Source organism: Actinoplanes sp. NPDC048791, assembly GCF_040650095.1.
GTDB lineage: Bacteria > Actinomycetota > Actinomycetes > Mycobacteriales > Micromonosporaceae > Actinoplanes.
Genome location: NZ_JBEZGQ010000077.1, coordinates 1 through 16,337, shown reverse-complemented (window position 1 = coordinate 16,337; position 16,337 = coordinate 1). Strand labels below are relative to the sequence as shown.

Here is a 16,337-nt window from a genome sequence, read left to right as displayed (position 1 = left end):
CCGCCGACGCGCTCAAGGTCGCGCTCGGCGGCCGGCCGCTCGACGCCGAGGTCGTGCACGCGCACGTCGGCCTGCTCGGCGGCCTGCCGGCCCTGCGCAACATGCGGCCGGGCAGCCGGCTGTTCGTCACCGAGCACGCCACGTTCCTGGACCGGATGCTCGCCGAGCCGGACGGCCACGCCGGCTACGCCGAGGTGCTGGCGGCCTGCGAGGCCTTCTTCGTGGTCGGCGACGAGCTGCGCGAGCAGCTCACGACGGCCTTCCCCGAGCACGCGGACAAGCTGCGGCCGATCGCCAACCCGATCGACTTCGCGACCCCGCGGGCCGAGCCGGTGAAGACGCTGCACCGTTGGCTCTTCGTCGGCGGCCTGATCGAGCGCAAGGGCGTCACCTGGTTGCTCGAGGCGTTCGCCGCCTGCCGCCGGCAGGAGCCGGCCCTCACCCTGACCCTGGTGGGCGAGGGTGAGTTGCGCGGCCGGCTGGCGGAACGGGCCGAGGAACTGGGCGTGGCCGAGGCGGTGACCTTCGCCGGCGCACTGTCGCCCGTGGAGGCCCTGAGCCTCATGCGGGAGCACGACGTGCTCGTGCACCCGAGCCGCTACGAGACCTTCGGCGTCGTCGTCATCGAGGCGGCCGCGGCCGGTATGCCGGTGATCGTCACCCGTTGCGGCGGCCCCGAGCAGACCCTGGCCGGCATCGAGTCCGACGCCGGACAGCTGATCGAGGTCGAAGAGGACAGCGCGGCCATCGTGGCCGGGTACGAGCAGCTGCGTGACCGGTTCCCCGACGGCATGGACCTGGACCGGGCCCGCCGCGTCCTGGCCGACCGCTTCGGCTACCAGGCGGTGGCCCGTCAGCACCACGAGGCCTGGTTCGCCCCGCAGTCCCGGCCCTGAGCCTGATCCGACCGACGGCATTCTGGAGCATCATGCGAGTTCTTTTCCTTGCCCTGGGTGCCAACCGGCGACTGGCCGTGACCGAGGAGACCCGGACGCTGGCGGCGACGGGCGCACGTCCGGTCGTGCTGGTGGACAAGGCGGAGGCCTGGGCCGGCGACGAGTTCGCCGCCGGCGTGGAGCTGGTCGAGCTGGCCCGGCTGGGCCGCGGGCACTGGCCGCTCGCCGCCGAGCGTCTAGTCCTCGACCGGGCGCCGAAGTCCCTGCTGCGGCGCGTCGGAGGCCGCCGCGGCAAGCGGCTGGTGTCGGCGTACGACCGGCGCATCGGCCGCCCGCTGCACCGGCGGGTTTTCCTGCCCCTGTACGGTCGGCTGTGGCGAGACGCCGGAGACCGCCCCCTGGCCGAGTTCAGCCGCCGGTGGGGACGGTTCGACGCGCTCGTGGTGACGGACCCGCAGTCGTTCCCGGTCGCCCAGCGCCTCGCCACGGACGGGCGCCACCGACCGCGTATCGCCTTCCGTATCGACCAGGTGACCAGCCCAGGGCATCAAGGGGAAACTGTGGACCATGAGGACAAGGTATGACCGCTAGCGAACGGCGTCCTCGCCTGCTCTATCTCGCCTTCTACTTCCCCCCGTCGCGGGCCAGCGGTGTCTACCGGGCCCGGGCGACGGCGAACCACTTCGCGCGCGCCGGCTGGGACGTCACGGTCTTCGCCGCGCCGCTGGGCTTCCTGTACGACGTGATCGGCTCCACCGACGAGAAGCTGCTGGACACGGTCGACCCGCGGATCACCGTGGAGCGGCCCGACCTGGACACCTTCCGGTGGGAGCACGAGCTGCAGAACATGAGCTGGTTCCGCGGCACGATGCCCACGGTGTCCAAGAAGTTCTTCGAGTGGCGCGAGGCCAAGCAGTTCCCCGAGCAGTACGTCTCCTGGGCCCGTTCGTCGGTCACCAAGGCCCTCAAGCTGCACCGGCGGGAGAAGTTCGACGCGGTGCTGGCCACCGGCAACCCGTTCTCCGCCTTCGCCGCGGGCTGGGCGATCGGCAAGCTGGCCAAGATCCCGTACGTGATCGACTACCGCGACTCCTGGACCCTCGACCTGTTCAAGGACGAGCCCGCGTACCCGCCGGAGCACCCGACGTGGAAGTGGGAGCGCCGGGTGATCGGCAAGTCCGCGGCGACCGTCTTCGTCAACAACGCCCTGCGTGACTGGCACGCCGAGCGCTATCCGCAGGCGGCCGACCGGATGATGGTCGTGCCGAACGGCTGGGACCCGGACCTGCTGGAGCTGCCCTCGGCCGAGTCGGTGGAGACGACCGCTCCGCAGCGTCCGCTGAAGTTCGGCTACCTCGGCACGGTGACCACGCATCAGCCGGTGGAGGAGATGGCGGAGGCCTTCCGGATCGCCCGCACGCACCCGGATCTGGCCGGTTCCGAGCTCAACATCTTCGGCCACCTGGGCTTCTTCAAGCACAGCCACTCGAGCTTCCTGCCCCGGCTGGGCCTGGACGCCGCGGGTCAGATCGATCCGGAAACGGACGCCGGTCTGCGGCTGCGGGGTCCGGTGTCCAAGACCGAGGTGTCCTCGGTCTACGCCGACAGCGACGTGCTGGTGTTCCTGGCCGCCGGTGGGCGGTACGTCACCTCGGGCAAGATCTTCGAGTACATGGCCACCGGCCGGCCGATCGTCTCGGTGCACGCGCCGGACATCGCGGCCCGTGAGGTGCTCGAGGGTTATCCGTTGTGGTTCCACGCCGACAGCCTCGACCCCGAGAAGCTGGCGCAGTCCTTCATCGAGGCCGGTCAGGCTGCTCGGGAGGCCGGTCCGGAGGTGCGCGAGGCCGCCCGCCGGCACGCCGACACCTTCCAGCGGGACACACTGCTGGAGCCGCTGGAGACCCGGATGCGCGCCTTCGTCCGACCGTCGAGCGTTCAGGAGTTGTCGTCGTGAGCACGCCAGCCGACCCGGTGACCCGGCCCCGCGTCGTGATCCTCGCCCTCAGCTACAAGCTGACCACCCGGGTCCGGTCCTACGTGCAGGACCTGGTGGACGCCGGGGTGGACATCGACCTGCTCGTGGCCGAGAACAGCAGCACGGAGGAGGCCGCCCTCGATCCGCGGGTGCGCGTCCACCGGGTGTTCGACGTCGAGGCGACCGACGTACCGATCCGGCGGATCGAGCGGGGCGTCCTGTTCACCCTGCCGGCCAAGGCGTTCGGTAAGGCGCGGTCGATGACCGTCGGCCGGCCGGCGCTGAAGAAGGTGGACGCCGGCCTGGCGCTCACCCGGCGGGCCCAGTCGCGGGTGTCCAAGGGCATCCACAAGAAGATGTTCTGGCCGACGTTCAAGGTCATGCGTCCGCTGATCCTGTCCCGCAAGGGTCAGCAGCGGCTCGCCGAGCTGGACCTGGCCCGGGCCGACCGGATCGTGGCCGCCGACCAGCCGTCGGTGCCGCTGGCCTGGCGGCTGTCGCGGCGTTACCCGGGGGTCCGTACGACGACGGCCCTCGACCGCAAGCCCTACGTCGGCGACAAGTAGCCGGAACGCAAAAAGGGCCCCCCGAGCGGGGGCCCTTTTTCGGTGGGTCAGCGAGCGGCGAAACGCTCGGCCAGCACCTCGACGACCCGCTTCGCCGCGGCGCCGTCGCCGTACGGGGTGCCCCGCTCGGCCTGCGGGGCGGGGCGGGTGGCCAGCGCGGTCCAGGTGTCGCCGAGCTCGGCCGGGTCCGTCACGAGGTGGTTCCAGCCGTCCTCGAGCGTCTCGACCCATTCGGTCTCGGTGCGCAGGGTGGTGCACGGCCGGCCCAGGAGGTAGGCCTCCTTCTGCAGGCCGCCCGAGTCGGTGACCACGCCGGCGGAGCCGAGCACCGCGGCCACCATCGACGCGTACGGCAGGGGCGTGCCGACGTGCACCGCGCCCTGCTGCAGCTTCAGGCCCTGCGCCTCGGCCCGGGCTACCAGCCGCGGGTGGGCCAGCAACGCCACCGGTACGGGCAGCTCGGCCATGGCACCCAGCAGCTGCGACAGCCGCCGCGGGTCGTCGGTGTTCTCCGCGCGGTGCAGGGTGGCCAGCAGGTACGGCTGGGCGGGGTCGATGCCGTCGGGCAGCGCCGGAGCGGAGTGCTTACCGGCCAGCACGTCGTCGCGTACGCGGTAGCAGACGTCGACCATCACGTCGCCGACCAGCTCGGTCCGCTCACCCAGGCCCTCGGCCCGCAGGTGGCGGACCGCTTCCTCGGTCGGGGCGAGCAGCAGGTCGGCCGCGTGGTCGGTGAGCACCCGGTTGTGCTCCTCCGGCATCCGGCGGTTGAACGAGCGCAGCCCGGCCTCCAGGTGCGCCACCGGGATGTGCATCTTGACCGCGGCGACGGCGCCGGCCAGCGTCGAGTTGGTGTCGCCGTAGACCAGCACCCAGTCCGGCTTCTCCAGCTCCAGCACCGGGTCCATGGCGCTGAGCACCGCGCCGGTCTGCACGCCGTGGCTGCCCGAGCCGACTCCCAGGTGCACGTCCGGGTCGGGGATACCGAGCCCGGTGAAGAACACGTCCGACAGGTTGACGTCGTAGTGCTGTCCGGTGTGGACGATCACGTGCTGGTGGTCGGTGCCGGCGAAGGCCTGCGCGATGGGCGCCAGCTTCACCAGCTGTGGCCGGGCGCCGACAATGCTCAAAACCTTCATCGCAGTCTTCTCCGTGGGATTCAGGAAACCGGCTGGTCGAGTTCGACGGCCCACCATACAGGGCGGCCCGGGTCAGGCTTCCGGGCCGGGACGACCGCCGGGGACACCCCGCTTGCGCCAGATCCGGACCAGTCCGACCGGCACGCTGACGATGCCCCGGGTGGGCCGGCGAGCGCCCTGCACGACCGTGGTGCCGACCCGGAACGGGGTCGAGGCGCGCAGGTCGGCGATGTCGTTGCGGGCCCGGGCGAGCCGGCTCTCGGCCTTGGCGATCGTGGCGTCGCGGGCCGCCACGTCCTTCTCCAGCTGCCGGATGCGCTGGTCCTGGGCCTTGATCCGGTCGGCCGCGTCGGCGAGCTGGCTGCGTAGCGGCCGGCTGAGCAGGTCCTGGAACACGTACTCACCGGTGAGCCGCAGCAGGGCGCGCAGGTCGGGGCTCTCCCCGTCGAAGACGACCGGCGTGTCCGTCAGGTGCGTGCGCAGCGGCACCAGGCGGTCGACCCGCGCGGCCACGACGGCGCAGTGCGCCCCGTGCCGCGAGACCTTGTCCAGGGGTACGACTTGGAGCACCTGGCAGCCCGCAGCGACCAGCTCGTCGAGCAGCCGGTGGTAGGGCAGGTCGGGCACCGGCCAGCCGAGCAGGAGCAGCGCGCGGCCGCCGACGGGAAGCTCCCGCAGCGCCGGGGCCACCGTCTCGACGTCGACGTGGGCCTCGGGCTTGGGACCCAGGAAGGCGGTCACCACGGTGCCGGCGTCCATCTTCTCGCCGTCGGGCACGTACGCCCGGTACGTCTCGGCCGGGGCCCGCAGCAGCTCGCGGAGTGCCTGGCCGTTCTCGCTCACCTCCACGACGGTCGTCACATCGCCGACGAGGGGAAGCAGTTCGTGAATGAGCATGTTGATGCCGATCCTCAGCCGATGCGGGTGAAGGTGTAGAGCCCGATGGGGCTACGCCGGAAGCGGTACGGCTCCCAGCCGTCGAAACGCATGCCGCAGGCGTCCAGCAACGGCAGGTACTTGTCCCGCCCGCGGACCACCTGGTAATTGCCGTACACGTGGTCGCCGTCCTGGCCCCAGTCGCCGATGACGAGCTTGCCGCCGAGCCGGACCAGCGAGGCCAGGTTGCGGGTGGACCGGGCCCACTCCGCGTCGTCCAGGATGTGGAAGAGCACGTCGACGGTGAAGACGACGTCGTACAGCCACGGCGTGCGCCAGCCCGAGAGCGTGGTCTGGTGGTATCGCGGGCCGCCGCCCAGCTCCCGGCAGTGCGCGATGGCCGCCTCGCTGCCGTCGATGCCGTCGACCTGGTGGCCGAACTTGGCCAGCTCCCGGCTGAAGTAGCCCTTGCCGCAGCCGGCGTCGAGCAGGTAGAGCGGGGCCACGGGGTTGTTCTGCAGACCGACGCGGTCCATGAGCATGGTGAGTCGTCGCAGGTAGAACATATAGTTGGTCGCCTCGTCGAACGAGATGTCGCCGCCGGAGCGCAGATCGGTCTCCTGCTGGTGGCGCTCGTTCCAGTACTTCGAGGCTTCCGCGTCGGTGAGAAGCGTCATGACATGATCCACCTTCGCAGCGGGAGCAGGTGACGCGAACCTGCGCAGAGTAGTACCTCGGTGCGGGCCGCGGTCATCAACTTCGGAGAAAAGAGGCTGGATGTCGCGCCGGACCGTGGTCTACCTCGCGCTCGGCAGCCGGCGGATCAACGCAGCGCTACGGCTGAGTGCCCAGGCGGCCGCCGGTGGTGCCGCGGTGACGCTGGTCGTGCTCGACGGACCGGCCTGGTCCGCTGTCGAGCCACCGCCCGGAGTGGAGCTGCGCCGTATGCCGGACCGGCGCGCTGTCGCGGCGTTGCTGGCGGGCAGCGCCCTGCCGGCGGGTGCCGCCGTGGTGGCCGGCGATGTGCCGGCACTGGTCGCGGCCTGGAGCGTGGGACGCCGGCGGCGGGATGTCACGGTCACCGTCGAGCCGGACGCCGAGCGCGGCCGCCGGCCGCAGCCGGCCGACCTCGCCGTCGTGACCCCGTGGTATCCGGGCCCGAACGACGACTTCGCCGGCGCCTTCGTCCGGGCCACCACCGACGCGGTGCGTTCCGGTGTGGGCACGGTCTCGACGCTGCACAGTGAGGGCTGGTTCTATCCGCGCGCGGAGGCGTCGCCGGACGCGGTCGACGCGGTCACCGACCGGCTGGCCGCGCGGGCCGGGCTGGTCGTCGTCCGGGACACGCCGCAGGGCGAGCTGTGCCGGGTGGCGGTGCCGAGCCTGACCACCGGTGGCTACCCGCAGTGGATCGACGCCCACGTACGCGCCGTACGCGCCGCACTGCCGACCGGCCGGATCGAGGCGCCGGTGGTGCACGCCCACACCGGTCTCTATGGAGGTGCCGTCGCCGCCGCGCTGGCCCGGCCGGAGGCCCGTGTCGTGGTCACCGAGCACGCCACGTTCCTCCCGCGGGTGCTGGGCAAGGCCGGCGTGCGCAGCCGGTACGCCGCCATGCTGAACCGGGCCGACGTGGTGCTGTGCGTGGGTGGCAGCCTCCGCGACTACCTGTGCGCCGAGTTCCCGCAGCACGCCGCCAAGTTCCAGGTCGTGCCCAACCCGATCGACTTCGCCGGCTTCGCGGTCCGCCCGGAGCCCGTGACCGAGCTGAAGAGGTGGCTCTACGTCGGGCGGCTGATCGAGCACAAGGGCGTACGGGTCCTGCTGGAGGCCTTTGCCATCGCCGCGGCCGCGGATCCGTCCCGGACGCTGACCATGGTCGGGTCCGGCCCGCTGACCGAGGAGCTCGGTCGCCGCGCGGCCGAACTGGGGCTGGCCGACCGGGTCCGGCTGCTGGCCCCGGTGCAGCCGGATCAGGTCGCCGCGCTCATGCGCGATCACGACCTGCTGGTCCACCTGAGCAGCAAGGAGACGTTCGGCATGACCGTCGTCGAGGCGGTCGCCACCGGGCTGCCGGTGCTGGTGGCCGCCAGCGACGGACCGCGGGAGACCATGGCGGGCCTGTCCGGCGTCGCCGGCCGGCTGGTCGAGGTGGACTGCCCGCCGGAGCGCGTGGCCGAGGCGTTCGAGGAGCTGGTCAAGGAGCTGCCGCAGCTTGATCTCGCGGCCGCGCGGGAGGCCCTGCGGGAGCGGTACGGCACCACGGCCGTCGCCGCCCAGCTGCACCGGTGGTACCAGGAGCCGATCACCGCAGTCACCGAGCCGGCCTTCACGCCCGGCGACCGGATCGTCGTGCTCGTCACCGACGCCACCGAAGCCGCGCGGGTGGTTGCGGCGCTGCCGCGTGCGGTCGCCGCCGGGGCGCAGTTCGACGTGCTGACCACGGTGGACGGCATCCCGGGCGGAGCCGGGGTCACCGTGCACCGCTTACGGGCCGGCGCCGGTCTCGAGCGCATCCGGCATGCCGAGGATGTCGTTGTCCGGAAGGCACCGGGAAAAGTCGTCGACGGTCTGCTGAACGTGGCCCGCCGGCGGCCGGAACCGGGCTGGGAGGTGCTGCTGCGCCGGGCCCGCCGGATGCATCGCCGTGGTGCGCGCAGAGCGGAGGCCGTCCTCATCGGTCCCCGCTGGGTGCGCAAGCGTTCCGACGCGCTCTGGTCGGAGCTGCGCGGCGAGCTGCTGCCGGGTCTGGACCTGGCCCGGACGCGCTACGTGGTGGCCGCCGGGCCGGTCGCCCGGGAGCTGGCCGGCCGCCTCGTCGCGGGTCACCCCGGCGTGGTCGTCACCGGGTCCCTCGATCAGGTGCCCGGCAGCGGTACGGGGCCGGGAAAGTAACCGATCGGCATAATGCAGGAAACGCCTGCTTAGCGAAGAGGTTGCAGCGGTACGGGCGAGCGGGCGTGTCATAGACTCCCGTCGTCTTTCAGACTTGAGGTGCCGGGGAGGCGCGTAGTGGGTGGGCCCGACGTCAGTGTTGTGGTGGCCGTGTACAACACGATGCCGTACCTGACGGAGTGTCTGCGCTCGCTGGTCGACCAGAGCATCGGGATCGACCGGCTGGAGATCCTCACCATCGACGACGGGTCCACCGACGGCAGCGGCGCCGAGCTGGACCGCTGGGCGGCGGAGTATCCGGGCACCTTCAAGGTGCTGCACCAGGAGAATTCCGGCGGTCCGGCGGGCCCGAGCAACCGCGGTCTGGACCTGGCCACCGGCCGGTACGTCTTCTTCCTGGGCGCCGACGACTACCTCGGCACCGAGGCGCTGCAACGGCTGGTCACCGCGGCCGACGAGCTGGAGGCCGACATCGTGCTGGGCCGCCTGGTCGGCGCCGGCGGCCGGGTGGTCAACCAGGCCGTCTTCGCCCCGGGCAACCGCGACGACATCACGCTGGTCAACTCGGCGCTGCCCTGGGCGCTGTCCAACACCAAGCTGTTCCGCCGCTCCCTGCTGGAGGAGCACCACATCCGCTATCCGGAGGAGCTGCGCTCCGGCAGTGACCAGCCGTTCACCATCCGCGCGGTGATGGCGGCCCGGCGGATCGCCGTCCGCGCCGACTACGAGTTCTACTACGCGGTGCGGCGCACGGACTCCAGCAACATCACGTACCGCACCTCGCTGTCCGGTTTCGTGCAGGACGCCGCGCTGATCATGGACACGGTCGCCGACGTCATCACCGACCCGGAGGCCCGCGACGCGGTGCTGCGCCGGCACTTCACCTGGGAGCTCGGCAAGCTGCTGGGCAAGCGTTTCCTCGAGGCGGACCAGGAGGAACGGGTCCGCGTGCAGGAGGGTGTCCGCAAGCTGGCGGACACGTACCTGACCGAGGAGATCCGGGCCGACCTGGACGTGCGGCACCGGATCCCGCTCAGCATCGCCCAGTACGGCACGGTCCAGGACCTGCTGACCGTCGCGAAGCACTTCGCCGAGCACGGCCTGTCACCGGTGGTCGCCGAGGGTGAGCGCTACTACCTGAACTTCCCCGGCTTCCGGGACCCGGCCCTCGGCTTCCCCGACGAGTGGTTCGACGCGACCTCGCACGTCCGCCAGCTCGTCCACCAGACCGGCCCGGCCGACGTGCGCTGGGGCCGGACCCCGGACGGCCGGCGGGCCCTGCTGGTCGGCTGGCATACGTCCCTGCCCAACCTGAGCAGCGGCGACGGCCCGGCCCCGCAGGTGACGGCGGGTGATCTCCCGGCCACCCTCACCGAGTCCGCCAACGACGACGACGGCGGCACCCGGGTCCTGGGCTATCTGACGATCGACGACATCGTCGCCGGGCAGACCAAGCGGCGGCAGCGGCGGCGCGTGCGCTTCAGCTGGACCACCCGCGGCGAGTCGTACAGTCTTCCGGTGACCGCGTTCGACCTCTCGCGGGCGACGCGTATCCTCCATCGGCGTGGCCTACGTTTTCACCTTGTCGGCGCCGAGCTCGACGAGAAGGCCAGGCTGCACGTCGTGAGCACCACCGTCACCCCCCGCCGGATCGCCGGCCGTCTCGCGCGCCGGCTTCGCCCCAAGCGCTGACCCGCGCCAAGGAGGATGTACCCCAGCATGAAGATCTGTGTCGTCGCCCTGGGCAAGATCGGGCTGCCGCTCGCCGTCCAGTTCGCGTCCAAGGGGCACACCGTGATCGGGGCGGACGTCTCCGAGCCGACGGTGCGCACCGTCAACGACGGCCTGGTGCCCTTCCCGGGTGAGGCCGACCTCGATGTCAAGCTCAAGCAGGCGGTCAACGCCGGTCTGCTGACGGCCACCACCGACACCGCGGCCGCGGTGGCCGAGGCCGAGGCCGTGGTCGTGGTGGTGCCGCTGTTCGTCGACGGCGAGGGCGTGCCGGACTTCGGCTGGATGGAGTCGGCCACCCGCGACATCGCCCGTGGCCTGCGCCCCGGCACCCTGGTCAGCTACGAGACCACCCTGCCGGTCGGCACCACCCGCACCCGCTGGGCGCCGCTGCTGGAGCAGGGCTCCGGCCTGGTCGCCGGGCGCGACTTCCACCTGGTCTTCAGCCCCGAGCGGGTGCTCACCGGCCGGGTCTTCGCCGACCTGCGCAAGTACCCGAAGCTGGTCGGCGGCGTGGACGCCGCGTCGGCGCAGCGCGGTGTCGAGTTCTACGAGGCCGTGCTCGACTTCGACGACCGGCCCGACCTGGACCGCCCGAACGGCGTCTGGGACCTCGGTTCGGCCGAGGCCGCCGAGCTGGCCAAGCTGGCCGAGACCACCTACCGCGACGTCAACATCGGGCTGGCCAACCAGTTCGCCCGGTACGCCGACACCATCGACGTCGACGTCAACCTGGTCATCGACGCCTGCAACACCCAGCCGTACAGCCACATCCACCGGCCGGGGATCGCGGTCGGCGGGCACTGCATCCCGGTCTACCCGCGGCTCTACCTGTGGAACGACCCGTCGGCCACGGTGGTCCGCTCGGCCCGCGAGGCCAACGCGGCGATGCCGGCGTACGCGGTCGACCTGCTCGCCGCCGCGGTCGGTGACCTCGACGGGCTGGGCGTGCTGGTGCTCGGGGCCGCCTACCGGGGCGGGGTCAAGGAGACGGCGTTCTCCGGCGTCTTCCCGGCCGTGGAGGAGCTGCGGCGCCGCGGCGCGAAGCCGTACGTGTCCGACCCGATGTACTCCACCGCCGAGCTGACCGCCCTGGGCCTGCCGCCGTGGAACGGCGAGGAGCTGGGCGCGGCGGTCGTGCAGGCCGACCACGCCGAGTACCGCAGCCTCACCGCCGCGGACCTGCCCGGCGTCAAGGTGATCGTCGACGGCCGGCGCACCACCGACCCGGAGCGCCTCGAGGGCATCCGCCGGATCGTCATCGGCGGCTGACGTGCGGTCCCGGGGCGGCTCCGGCCGCCCCGGGCAACGTCCGGCCTTTCAGCCCCGCTCGATCTCGCGGCTGACGATCTCGCCGCTCTCGTCGACCCAGCCCTTGGGCCGGGCCGGGTTGCCGGCCACCAGCTGGTAGGGCTGGACGTCCTTGGTCACGACCGAGCCGGCCGCGATCATCGCGTACTCGCCGACCTCGATGCCGCAGATCAGCGTGGCGTTCGCGCCGATCGAGGCACCCCGGCGGACCAGCGTCGGGGTGATCTTCCAGTCCGGGTTCTGCGCCCGCGGCCGCAGGTCGTTGGTGAAGACCGCGCACGGGCCGACGAAGACCTCGTCCTCGATCGTGACGCCCTGGTAGACCGAGACGTTGTTCTGAATCTTGACGCGGCTGCCCACGACGGCGTTGGCGTCGAGGTAGACGTTGCGCCCGATCACGCAGTCGTCGCCGACCACGGCGGACGAGCGGACGTGCGCGAGGTGCCAGACCTTGGTGCCGGCGCCGAGCGTGGCGCCCTCCTCCACGTCCGCGGAGGGGTGCACGAACGGCGGCCGGGCGCCGGCGGCATCGGTGTCATTGTGGGTGTGATCCATCAGAGCAGTGTGAGCCCTGAGGAGCGCGCAGCCGAAATCGGGGAAACAATTCCGGAATCCCGCCGGTGCTAATCTGGGCGTTCTCCTCTCTCCAGACCTCGTACGGACGGCCCGCGCACCGCTATGACCATGATCAGCGTCGTCGTTCCCGCGTGGAGCGTCCAGGGATATCTCGCCGAGGCGCTGTCCTCGGTCCTCGATCAGCAGACGGTGGACGCCGAGGTGATCGGCGTGGATGACGCGTCGCCGGATCACAGCGGCGAGGTCCTCGACGAGCGGGCCGCCCGCGACTCCCGGTTGACTGTGGTGCACCTCACGACCAACGGCGGCCCCGGCCCGGCCCGCAACGCCGGCCTGGAGCAGGCCACCGGCGAGTACGTCTGGTTCGTCGACGGTGACGACCGGATCGTGCCCGGCGCGCTCGCCGCGGTGGAGGCCCGGCTGCGCGAGGAGAAGCCGGACGTGCTGGTCGTCGGGGCCGCGCGGGAACGGTGGAACAGGTCGGTGTCGGGCTGGCGTACGCCGGAGTCCGCGGCCACCGGGGCCGAGGCGCTGACCCGGGCGGCGCCTCCGCTCGGCGCGCTGATCGTGCGCCGGCAGTTCCTGCTCGACTCCGGCATCCGCTTCCGGCCGGGCTGGTACGAGGACGTGGCTTTCGCGTACGCGGTGCTGGCCGAGGCGGGCACCGTCACGACCTTCGAGCCGGCCTGTTACATCCGCCGGCTGGACCGCGACGGCTCGATCCGCACCACCCGCTCACCCCGGCACGCCGACGCGGTCGCGCAGTACGACGACGCGCTGAGCTGTCCCGTGGTCGCCGCCGCCTCTCCCAAGCTGCGCCGGCGCGCGCTGGACCGGGCCGTCACCGAGCTGCTCACGATCGTCGAGGACGACACCCGGACGCCCCGCGCGGCCCGCCGGGCGATGTTCACCGCGGTGTCGGAGCTGCTGCGCAAGCACGAGGCCGGGGCCGCCGCCCGTCCCGGTGGCGCCGCCGGCCTGCGGCTCAAGCTGCTCGCCGCTGACTCCTTCACCGGCTACCGGGCGTTGCGCGGTGTGGCCGGCGTGGCGCGCTCGATTCGCCGGGTGCCGCGTACGGCCAAAGCCCGCCTGCGCAAGCCGGCCCTGCGCTGGTACTACAAGTGGCAGCTGCGCCGCCCGATCGACGAGAGCCTGGCCGTGTACGCCGCGTACTGGTATCGCGGTTATGCCTGCAACCCGGCCGCCATCTACGAGAAGGCCAAGGAGCTGGCCCCCGGCGTCCGTGGCGTCTGGGTGGTCAAGCGGGGCCACCGGCCGCTGCCCGAGGGCGTCGAGCACGTCATCGCCGGTAGCCGGGCCTACTACCGCACCATCGCCCGCGCCAAGTATCTGATCAACAACGCCACCTTCCCGCCGGAGGTGGTGAAGCGGCCGGGGGCGGTCCACGTGCAGACGCACCACGGCACGCCGCTCAAGACGATGGGCCTCGACCAGCCGAAGTTCCCGGCCTCCACGGCCACCTTCAACGCCGAGCGGATGCGCCGCAACATCGCCAAGTGGGACTTCAGCATCACCGCCAACCGGCACACCACCCTGCTCTGGGACCGGCAGTTCCCGATCCGGGGCGAGACGCTGGAGACCGGCTATCCGCGCAACGACCGGCTGGCCCTGGCCACCGAGTCCGACGTCGCGGCGGCCCGCGCCGAGCTCGGCCTCGCGCCCGGCGAACGGGTGGTGCTGTACACCCCGACCCACCGCGAGTGGCACGCGACCTTCACCCCGGTGCTCGACGTCGACGCGCTGGCCGAGGCGCTGGGCCCGGACACCCGGGTGCTGCTGCGCGGCCACTACTTCTATGGCCTGGCCGGCTTCCCGGCCCTGCACCCGCGGGTCACCGACGTGTCCGCGTTCCCCTCGGTGGAGACGCTCTACCTGGCCGCCGACGCGCTGATCACCGACTTCTCCTCGGTGATGTTCGACTATGCCGTGCTGGACCGGCCGCTGATCATCTTCGCGCCGGACTGGGAGATCTACCGGGCGGTGCGCGGCGTCACTTTCGACCTGGAGACCGAGCACCCGGGCACGTTCACCCGGACGTTCGACGAGCTGGTGGCCGCGTTCCGCACCGGCCAGGTGGACAGCCCCGAGGCCACCGCGGCCCGGGCCCGCTTCCGGGCGCGGTTCTGCGCCCTGGAGGACGGCCACGCCGCCGAGCGCGTGGTCCGGCGGGTGTTCGCCCATGTCTGAGCCGACGACCGAGCAGGTCCCTGGGCTGGTCAGTGTCATCGTGCCGATCTACAACGTCGAGCCCTTCCTGCGCGACTGCCTCGACTCGCTGCGCGCGCAGACCTACGCCGACCTCCAGGTGCTGATGGTCGACGACGGCAGCACCGACGGGTCCGCGGCCATCGCGGCTGAGTTCGCGGCGGCGGATCCCCGGTTCGAGCTCATCCGGCAGGCCAACGCCGGGCTCAGCGCCGCCCGCAACGTGGCCGTGCCGGCCGCGCGGGGCGAATACCTGGCCTTCGTCGACAGTGACGACGTGCTGGCCGCGCACGCGTACGAGCTGTTGGTGCAGGCGCTGGCCGGCGGCGCGGACTTCGCCAGCGGTGCCGTCCGGCGGTACTCCTCGCGTGGCGCGTACCGCGGGGCGCCGCACAACGAGGCGATCGCCACCACCGACCTGAACACGCACGTGACCCGCCGGCCGGAGCTGCTGCGCGACCGCACGATCTGGAACAAGCTCTACCGCCGCGACTTCTACGACGCGCACGGCTTCGAGTTCCCGGTCGGCCGGCTCTTCGAGGACGTGCCGGTCACCGTGCCGGCGCACGCCCTGGCCACCAGCGTCGCGGTCGTCAACGAGCCGATCTACTTCTGGCGGGTCCGCGAGGGCGCGGTCCGCTCGATCACCCAGTCCAACAACGACCTGCGCAACCTCGTCGACCGCTTCTTCTCGGTCGAGCTGACCCGCAAGCTGCTCACGGACGCCGGCCAGGACGAGCTCCGCCGGGTGTACGAGGAGCAGGCGGTCTGGGACAAGCTCAGCAGCTACCTCCGGTTCCTGCCGGCGGCCTCGCCGGAGTTCCGCGAGACGTTCATGCGGCTGGCCACCGACTATCTCGCCGAGCTCGACCCGGGAGCGGTCGACCGGCAGCCGGCCAAGGTCCGCAAGCACTGGCAGCTGATCCGTGACCGCCGCCTGGACGACCTGGTCGAGCTGATCGACCGCGGCTTCCGCAAGCCCAAGGCGGCAGCGCAGCGCCCGCTGGAGTCTGCGGTCCGCAGCCTGGTCTGGCGCGACGGCCGGCTGGAGCTGACCGGCTACGCCTACGTGCCCGGCGGCCCGCCGCGCCGGTTCGGCTCGATGCGGCTGCTGTGGCTCTCCAGCGACGGCGGCCGGCGCCGCCTCCCGCTGCGGGCGCGGGCCCACCGTGATCCCGAGGCCCGCCCGGCCGAGCAGGCCGCGGGCTTCACCGTCTCGATCGATCCGGCCGTCATGCGCAACGGCAAGGTCTGGCGCAGCGGCAGCTGGACGGTCGCGGTCGCCGCCGCCCGGGGCATCACGGTCCGTCGCGCGGGCCTGCGGATGCCCGAGGGCTGGAGCGATCCGCTGCCCCGCAGGCAGCTGGAGCCCGGTGTCTGGGTCGCCCCGATCGAGACCAAGGGCCGGCTGCGGCTGCGGATCAGCAAGTCGGACGGCTGGCTCACCGCGAGCCACCGCGACGGCGACGACCTGGTGCTGCGGGGCATGCTGCGCAGCCGCCCGCCGGGCCCGGTCCGGATCGAGCTGAGCCGGGTCCGCGGCATCGTCACGCACCGGGTGCCGGCCGAGGTGAGCCCGGTCCCGGACGGCTTCGCTTTCACCGCGCGGCTCCCGCTGGCCGGCATCGGCCTCGACGTCACCGACGACAATCACGCCGCCGGCCTGTACGCCCAGCGCTTCCAGATCGACATCGTGGTCCGGGACAAGCCGGTCCAGCTCGTCGCCGATGACGGCTACGAGCCGCTGCGGACGGTACGGGGCACCGACGAGGTCTACACCGCCGTCTCGGCCGCCGGCCACGTCTTCCTGCGCACCCGCCCGGCCGGCCCGGTGGTGACGTCGGCCGGCTGGCGCCCCGACGGTGCCCTCGTGCTCAGCGGCGACAGCCCGCAAGACATCGAGGGGGAGCTGCTGCTGCGGCTGCGCGGCCGCCGCAAGGACCTCAGCCTGCCGCTGCGGGCGGTGGACGGGCGCTGGCAGGTGGTCGTCGACCCGGCCGCGATGCCCGGCCTCGCCGGACCGTTGCCGCTGGTGGCGGGCATGTGGGATCTGTCGTTCCGGTCCGCCGGGGTGCGCCACCAGACCATCGCCAGCCTCGGTTTCACCGGCGCGGTCACCGCGGGCCTGCCGACCTCGGCGACC

13 protein-coding genes are annotated in these 16,337 nt (G+C 72.2%); 9 read left to right on the top strand and 4 right to left on the bottom strand.

Translation table 11 applies throughout. The features are described from left to right. From AB0C29_RS08925 to AB0C29_RS08910, 4 genes are all read left to right on the top strand, one after another. The coding region (locus tag AB0C29_RS08925; RefSeq protein ID WP_360817322.1) for a glycosyltransferase family 4 protein at nucleotides 1-896 on the top strand (896 nt) is incomplete at its 5' end. Between the two features lie 32 nt (nucleotides 897-928). Beyond that, nucleotides 929-1,480 (top strand): hypothetical protein, encoded by a 552-nt coding sequence (locus tag AB0C29_RS08920; RefSeq protein ID WP_360817320.1) that lies wholly within the window; start codon nucleotides 929-931, stop codon nucleotides 1,478-1,480. Beyond that, the gene (locus AB0C29_RS08915; RefSeq protein WP_360817317.1) at nucleotides 1,477-2,853 is read left to right on the top strand and encodes a glycosyltransferase; all 1,377 of its coding nucleotides are present in this window, start codon (nucleotides 1,477-1,479) and stop codon (nucleotides 2,851-2,853) included. The genes AB0C29_RS08920 and AB0C29_RS08915 overlap by 4 nt, the downstream gene beginning before the upstream one ends. Next, a complete protein-coding gene (locus AB0C29_RS08910; protein ID WP_360817314.1) occupies nucleotides 2,850-3,440 on the top strand; it encodes a hypothetical protein in 591 nt (196 codons plus the stop codon). Before AB0C29_RS08915 ends, AB0C29_RS08910 begins: the two co-directional genes overlap by 4 nt. A 47-nt stretch (nucleotides 3,441-3,487) precedes the next feature. On the opposite strand, the gene wecB is transcribed toward AB0C29_RS08910, so the two are convergent. The 3 genes from wecB to AB0C29_RS08895 form a co-directional block, all read right to left on the bottom strand. Further along, a complete protein-coding gene (wecB, locus tag AB0C29_RS08905) occupies nucleotides 3,488-4,579 on the bottom strand; it encodes a non-hydrolyzing UDP-N-acetylglucosamine 2-epimerase (RefSeq protein ID WP_360817311.1) in 1,092 nt (363 codons plus the stop codon). A gap of 72 nt (nucleotides 4,580-4,651) precedes the next feature. Next, a complete protein-coding gene (locus tag AB0C29_RS08900) occupies nucleotides 4,652-5,476 on the bottom strand; it encodes a hypothetical protein (protein ID WP_360817308.1) in 825 nt (274 codons plus the stop codon). 14 nt (nucleotides 5,477-5,490) lie between these two features. After that, nucleotides 5,491-6,132: a class I SAM-dependent methyltransferase gene (locus tag AB0C29_RS08895; RefSeq protein WP_360545414.1), complete on the bottom strand. Its 642-nt coding sequence runs from the start codon at nucleotides 6,130-6,132 to the stop codon at nucleotides 5,491-5,493. 100 nt (nucleotides 6,133-6,232) lie between these two features. Between AB0C29_RS08895 and AB0C29_RS08890 the strand changes: the two genes are divergently transcribed. The 3 genes from AB0C29_RS08890 (at nucleotide 6,233) to AB0C29_RS08880 (ending at nucleotide 11,353) form a co-directional block, all read left to right on the top strand. Further along, nucleotides 6,233-8,350, top strand: coding sequence for a glycosyltransferase family 4 protein (locus tag AB0C29_RS08890; RefSeq protein ID WP_360817305.1), 2,118 nt, complete (start codon nucleotides 6,233-6,235; stop codon nucleotides 8,348-8,350). Nucleotides 8,351-8,467: 117 nt separating this feature from the next. After that, nucleotides 8,468-10,042 carry a glycosyltransferase gene (locus tag AB0C29_RS08885; RefSeq protein WP_360817302.1) on the top strand — a complete coding sequence of 525 codons (1,575 nt, stop codon included), beginning with the start codon at nucleotides 8,468-8,470 and terminating at the stop codon, nucleotides 10,040-10,042. A 27-nt stretch (nucleotides 10,043-10,069) separates the two neighbouring features. Then, on the top strand, nucleotides 10,070-11,353 hold the full coding sequence (locus AB0C29_RS08880) for a nucleotide sugar dehydrogenase (RefSeq protein WP_360817299.1): 1,284 nt from the start codon (nucleotides 10,070-10,072) through the stop codon (nucleotides 11,351-11,353). Between the two features lie 48 nt (nucleotides 11,354-11,401). Here the strand turns inward: AB0C29_RS08880 and AB0C29_RS08875 are convergent, their stop codons facing one another. Further along, complete coding sequence (locus AB0C29_RS08875) at nucleotides 11,402-11,947, bottom strand: acyltransferase (protein ID WP_360817296.1); 546 nt, start codon at nucleotides 11,945-11,947, stop codon at nucleotides 11,402-11,404. A 123-nt stretch (nucleotides 11,948-12,070) separates the two neighbouring features. On the opposite strand from AB0C29_RS08875, the gene AB0C29_RS08870 reads away from it, so the two are divergent. Continuing rightward, the gene (locus AB0C29_RS08870; RefSeq protein WP_360817293.1) at nucleotides 12,071-14,176 is read left to right on the top strand and encodes a bifunctional glycosyltransferase family 2 protein/CDP-glycerol:glycerophosphate glycerophosphotransferase; all 2,106 of its coding nucleotides are present in this window, start codon (nucleotides 12,071-12,073) and stop codon (nucleotides 14,174-14,176) included. Then, the coding region (locus AB0C29_RS08865; RefSeq protein WP_360817290.1) for a glycosyltransferase at nucleotides 14,169-16,337 on the top strand (2,169 nt) is incomplete at its 3' end. The genes AB0C29_RS08870 and AB0C29_RS08865, both read left to right, overlap by 8 nt.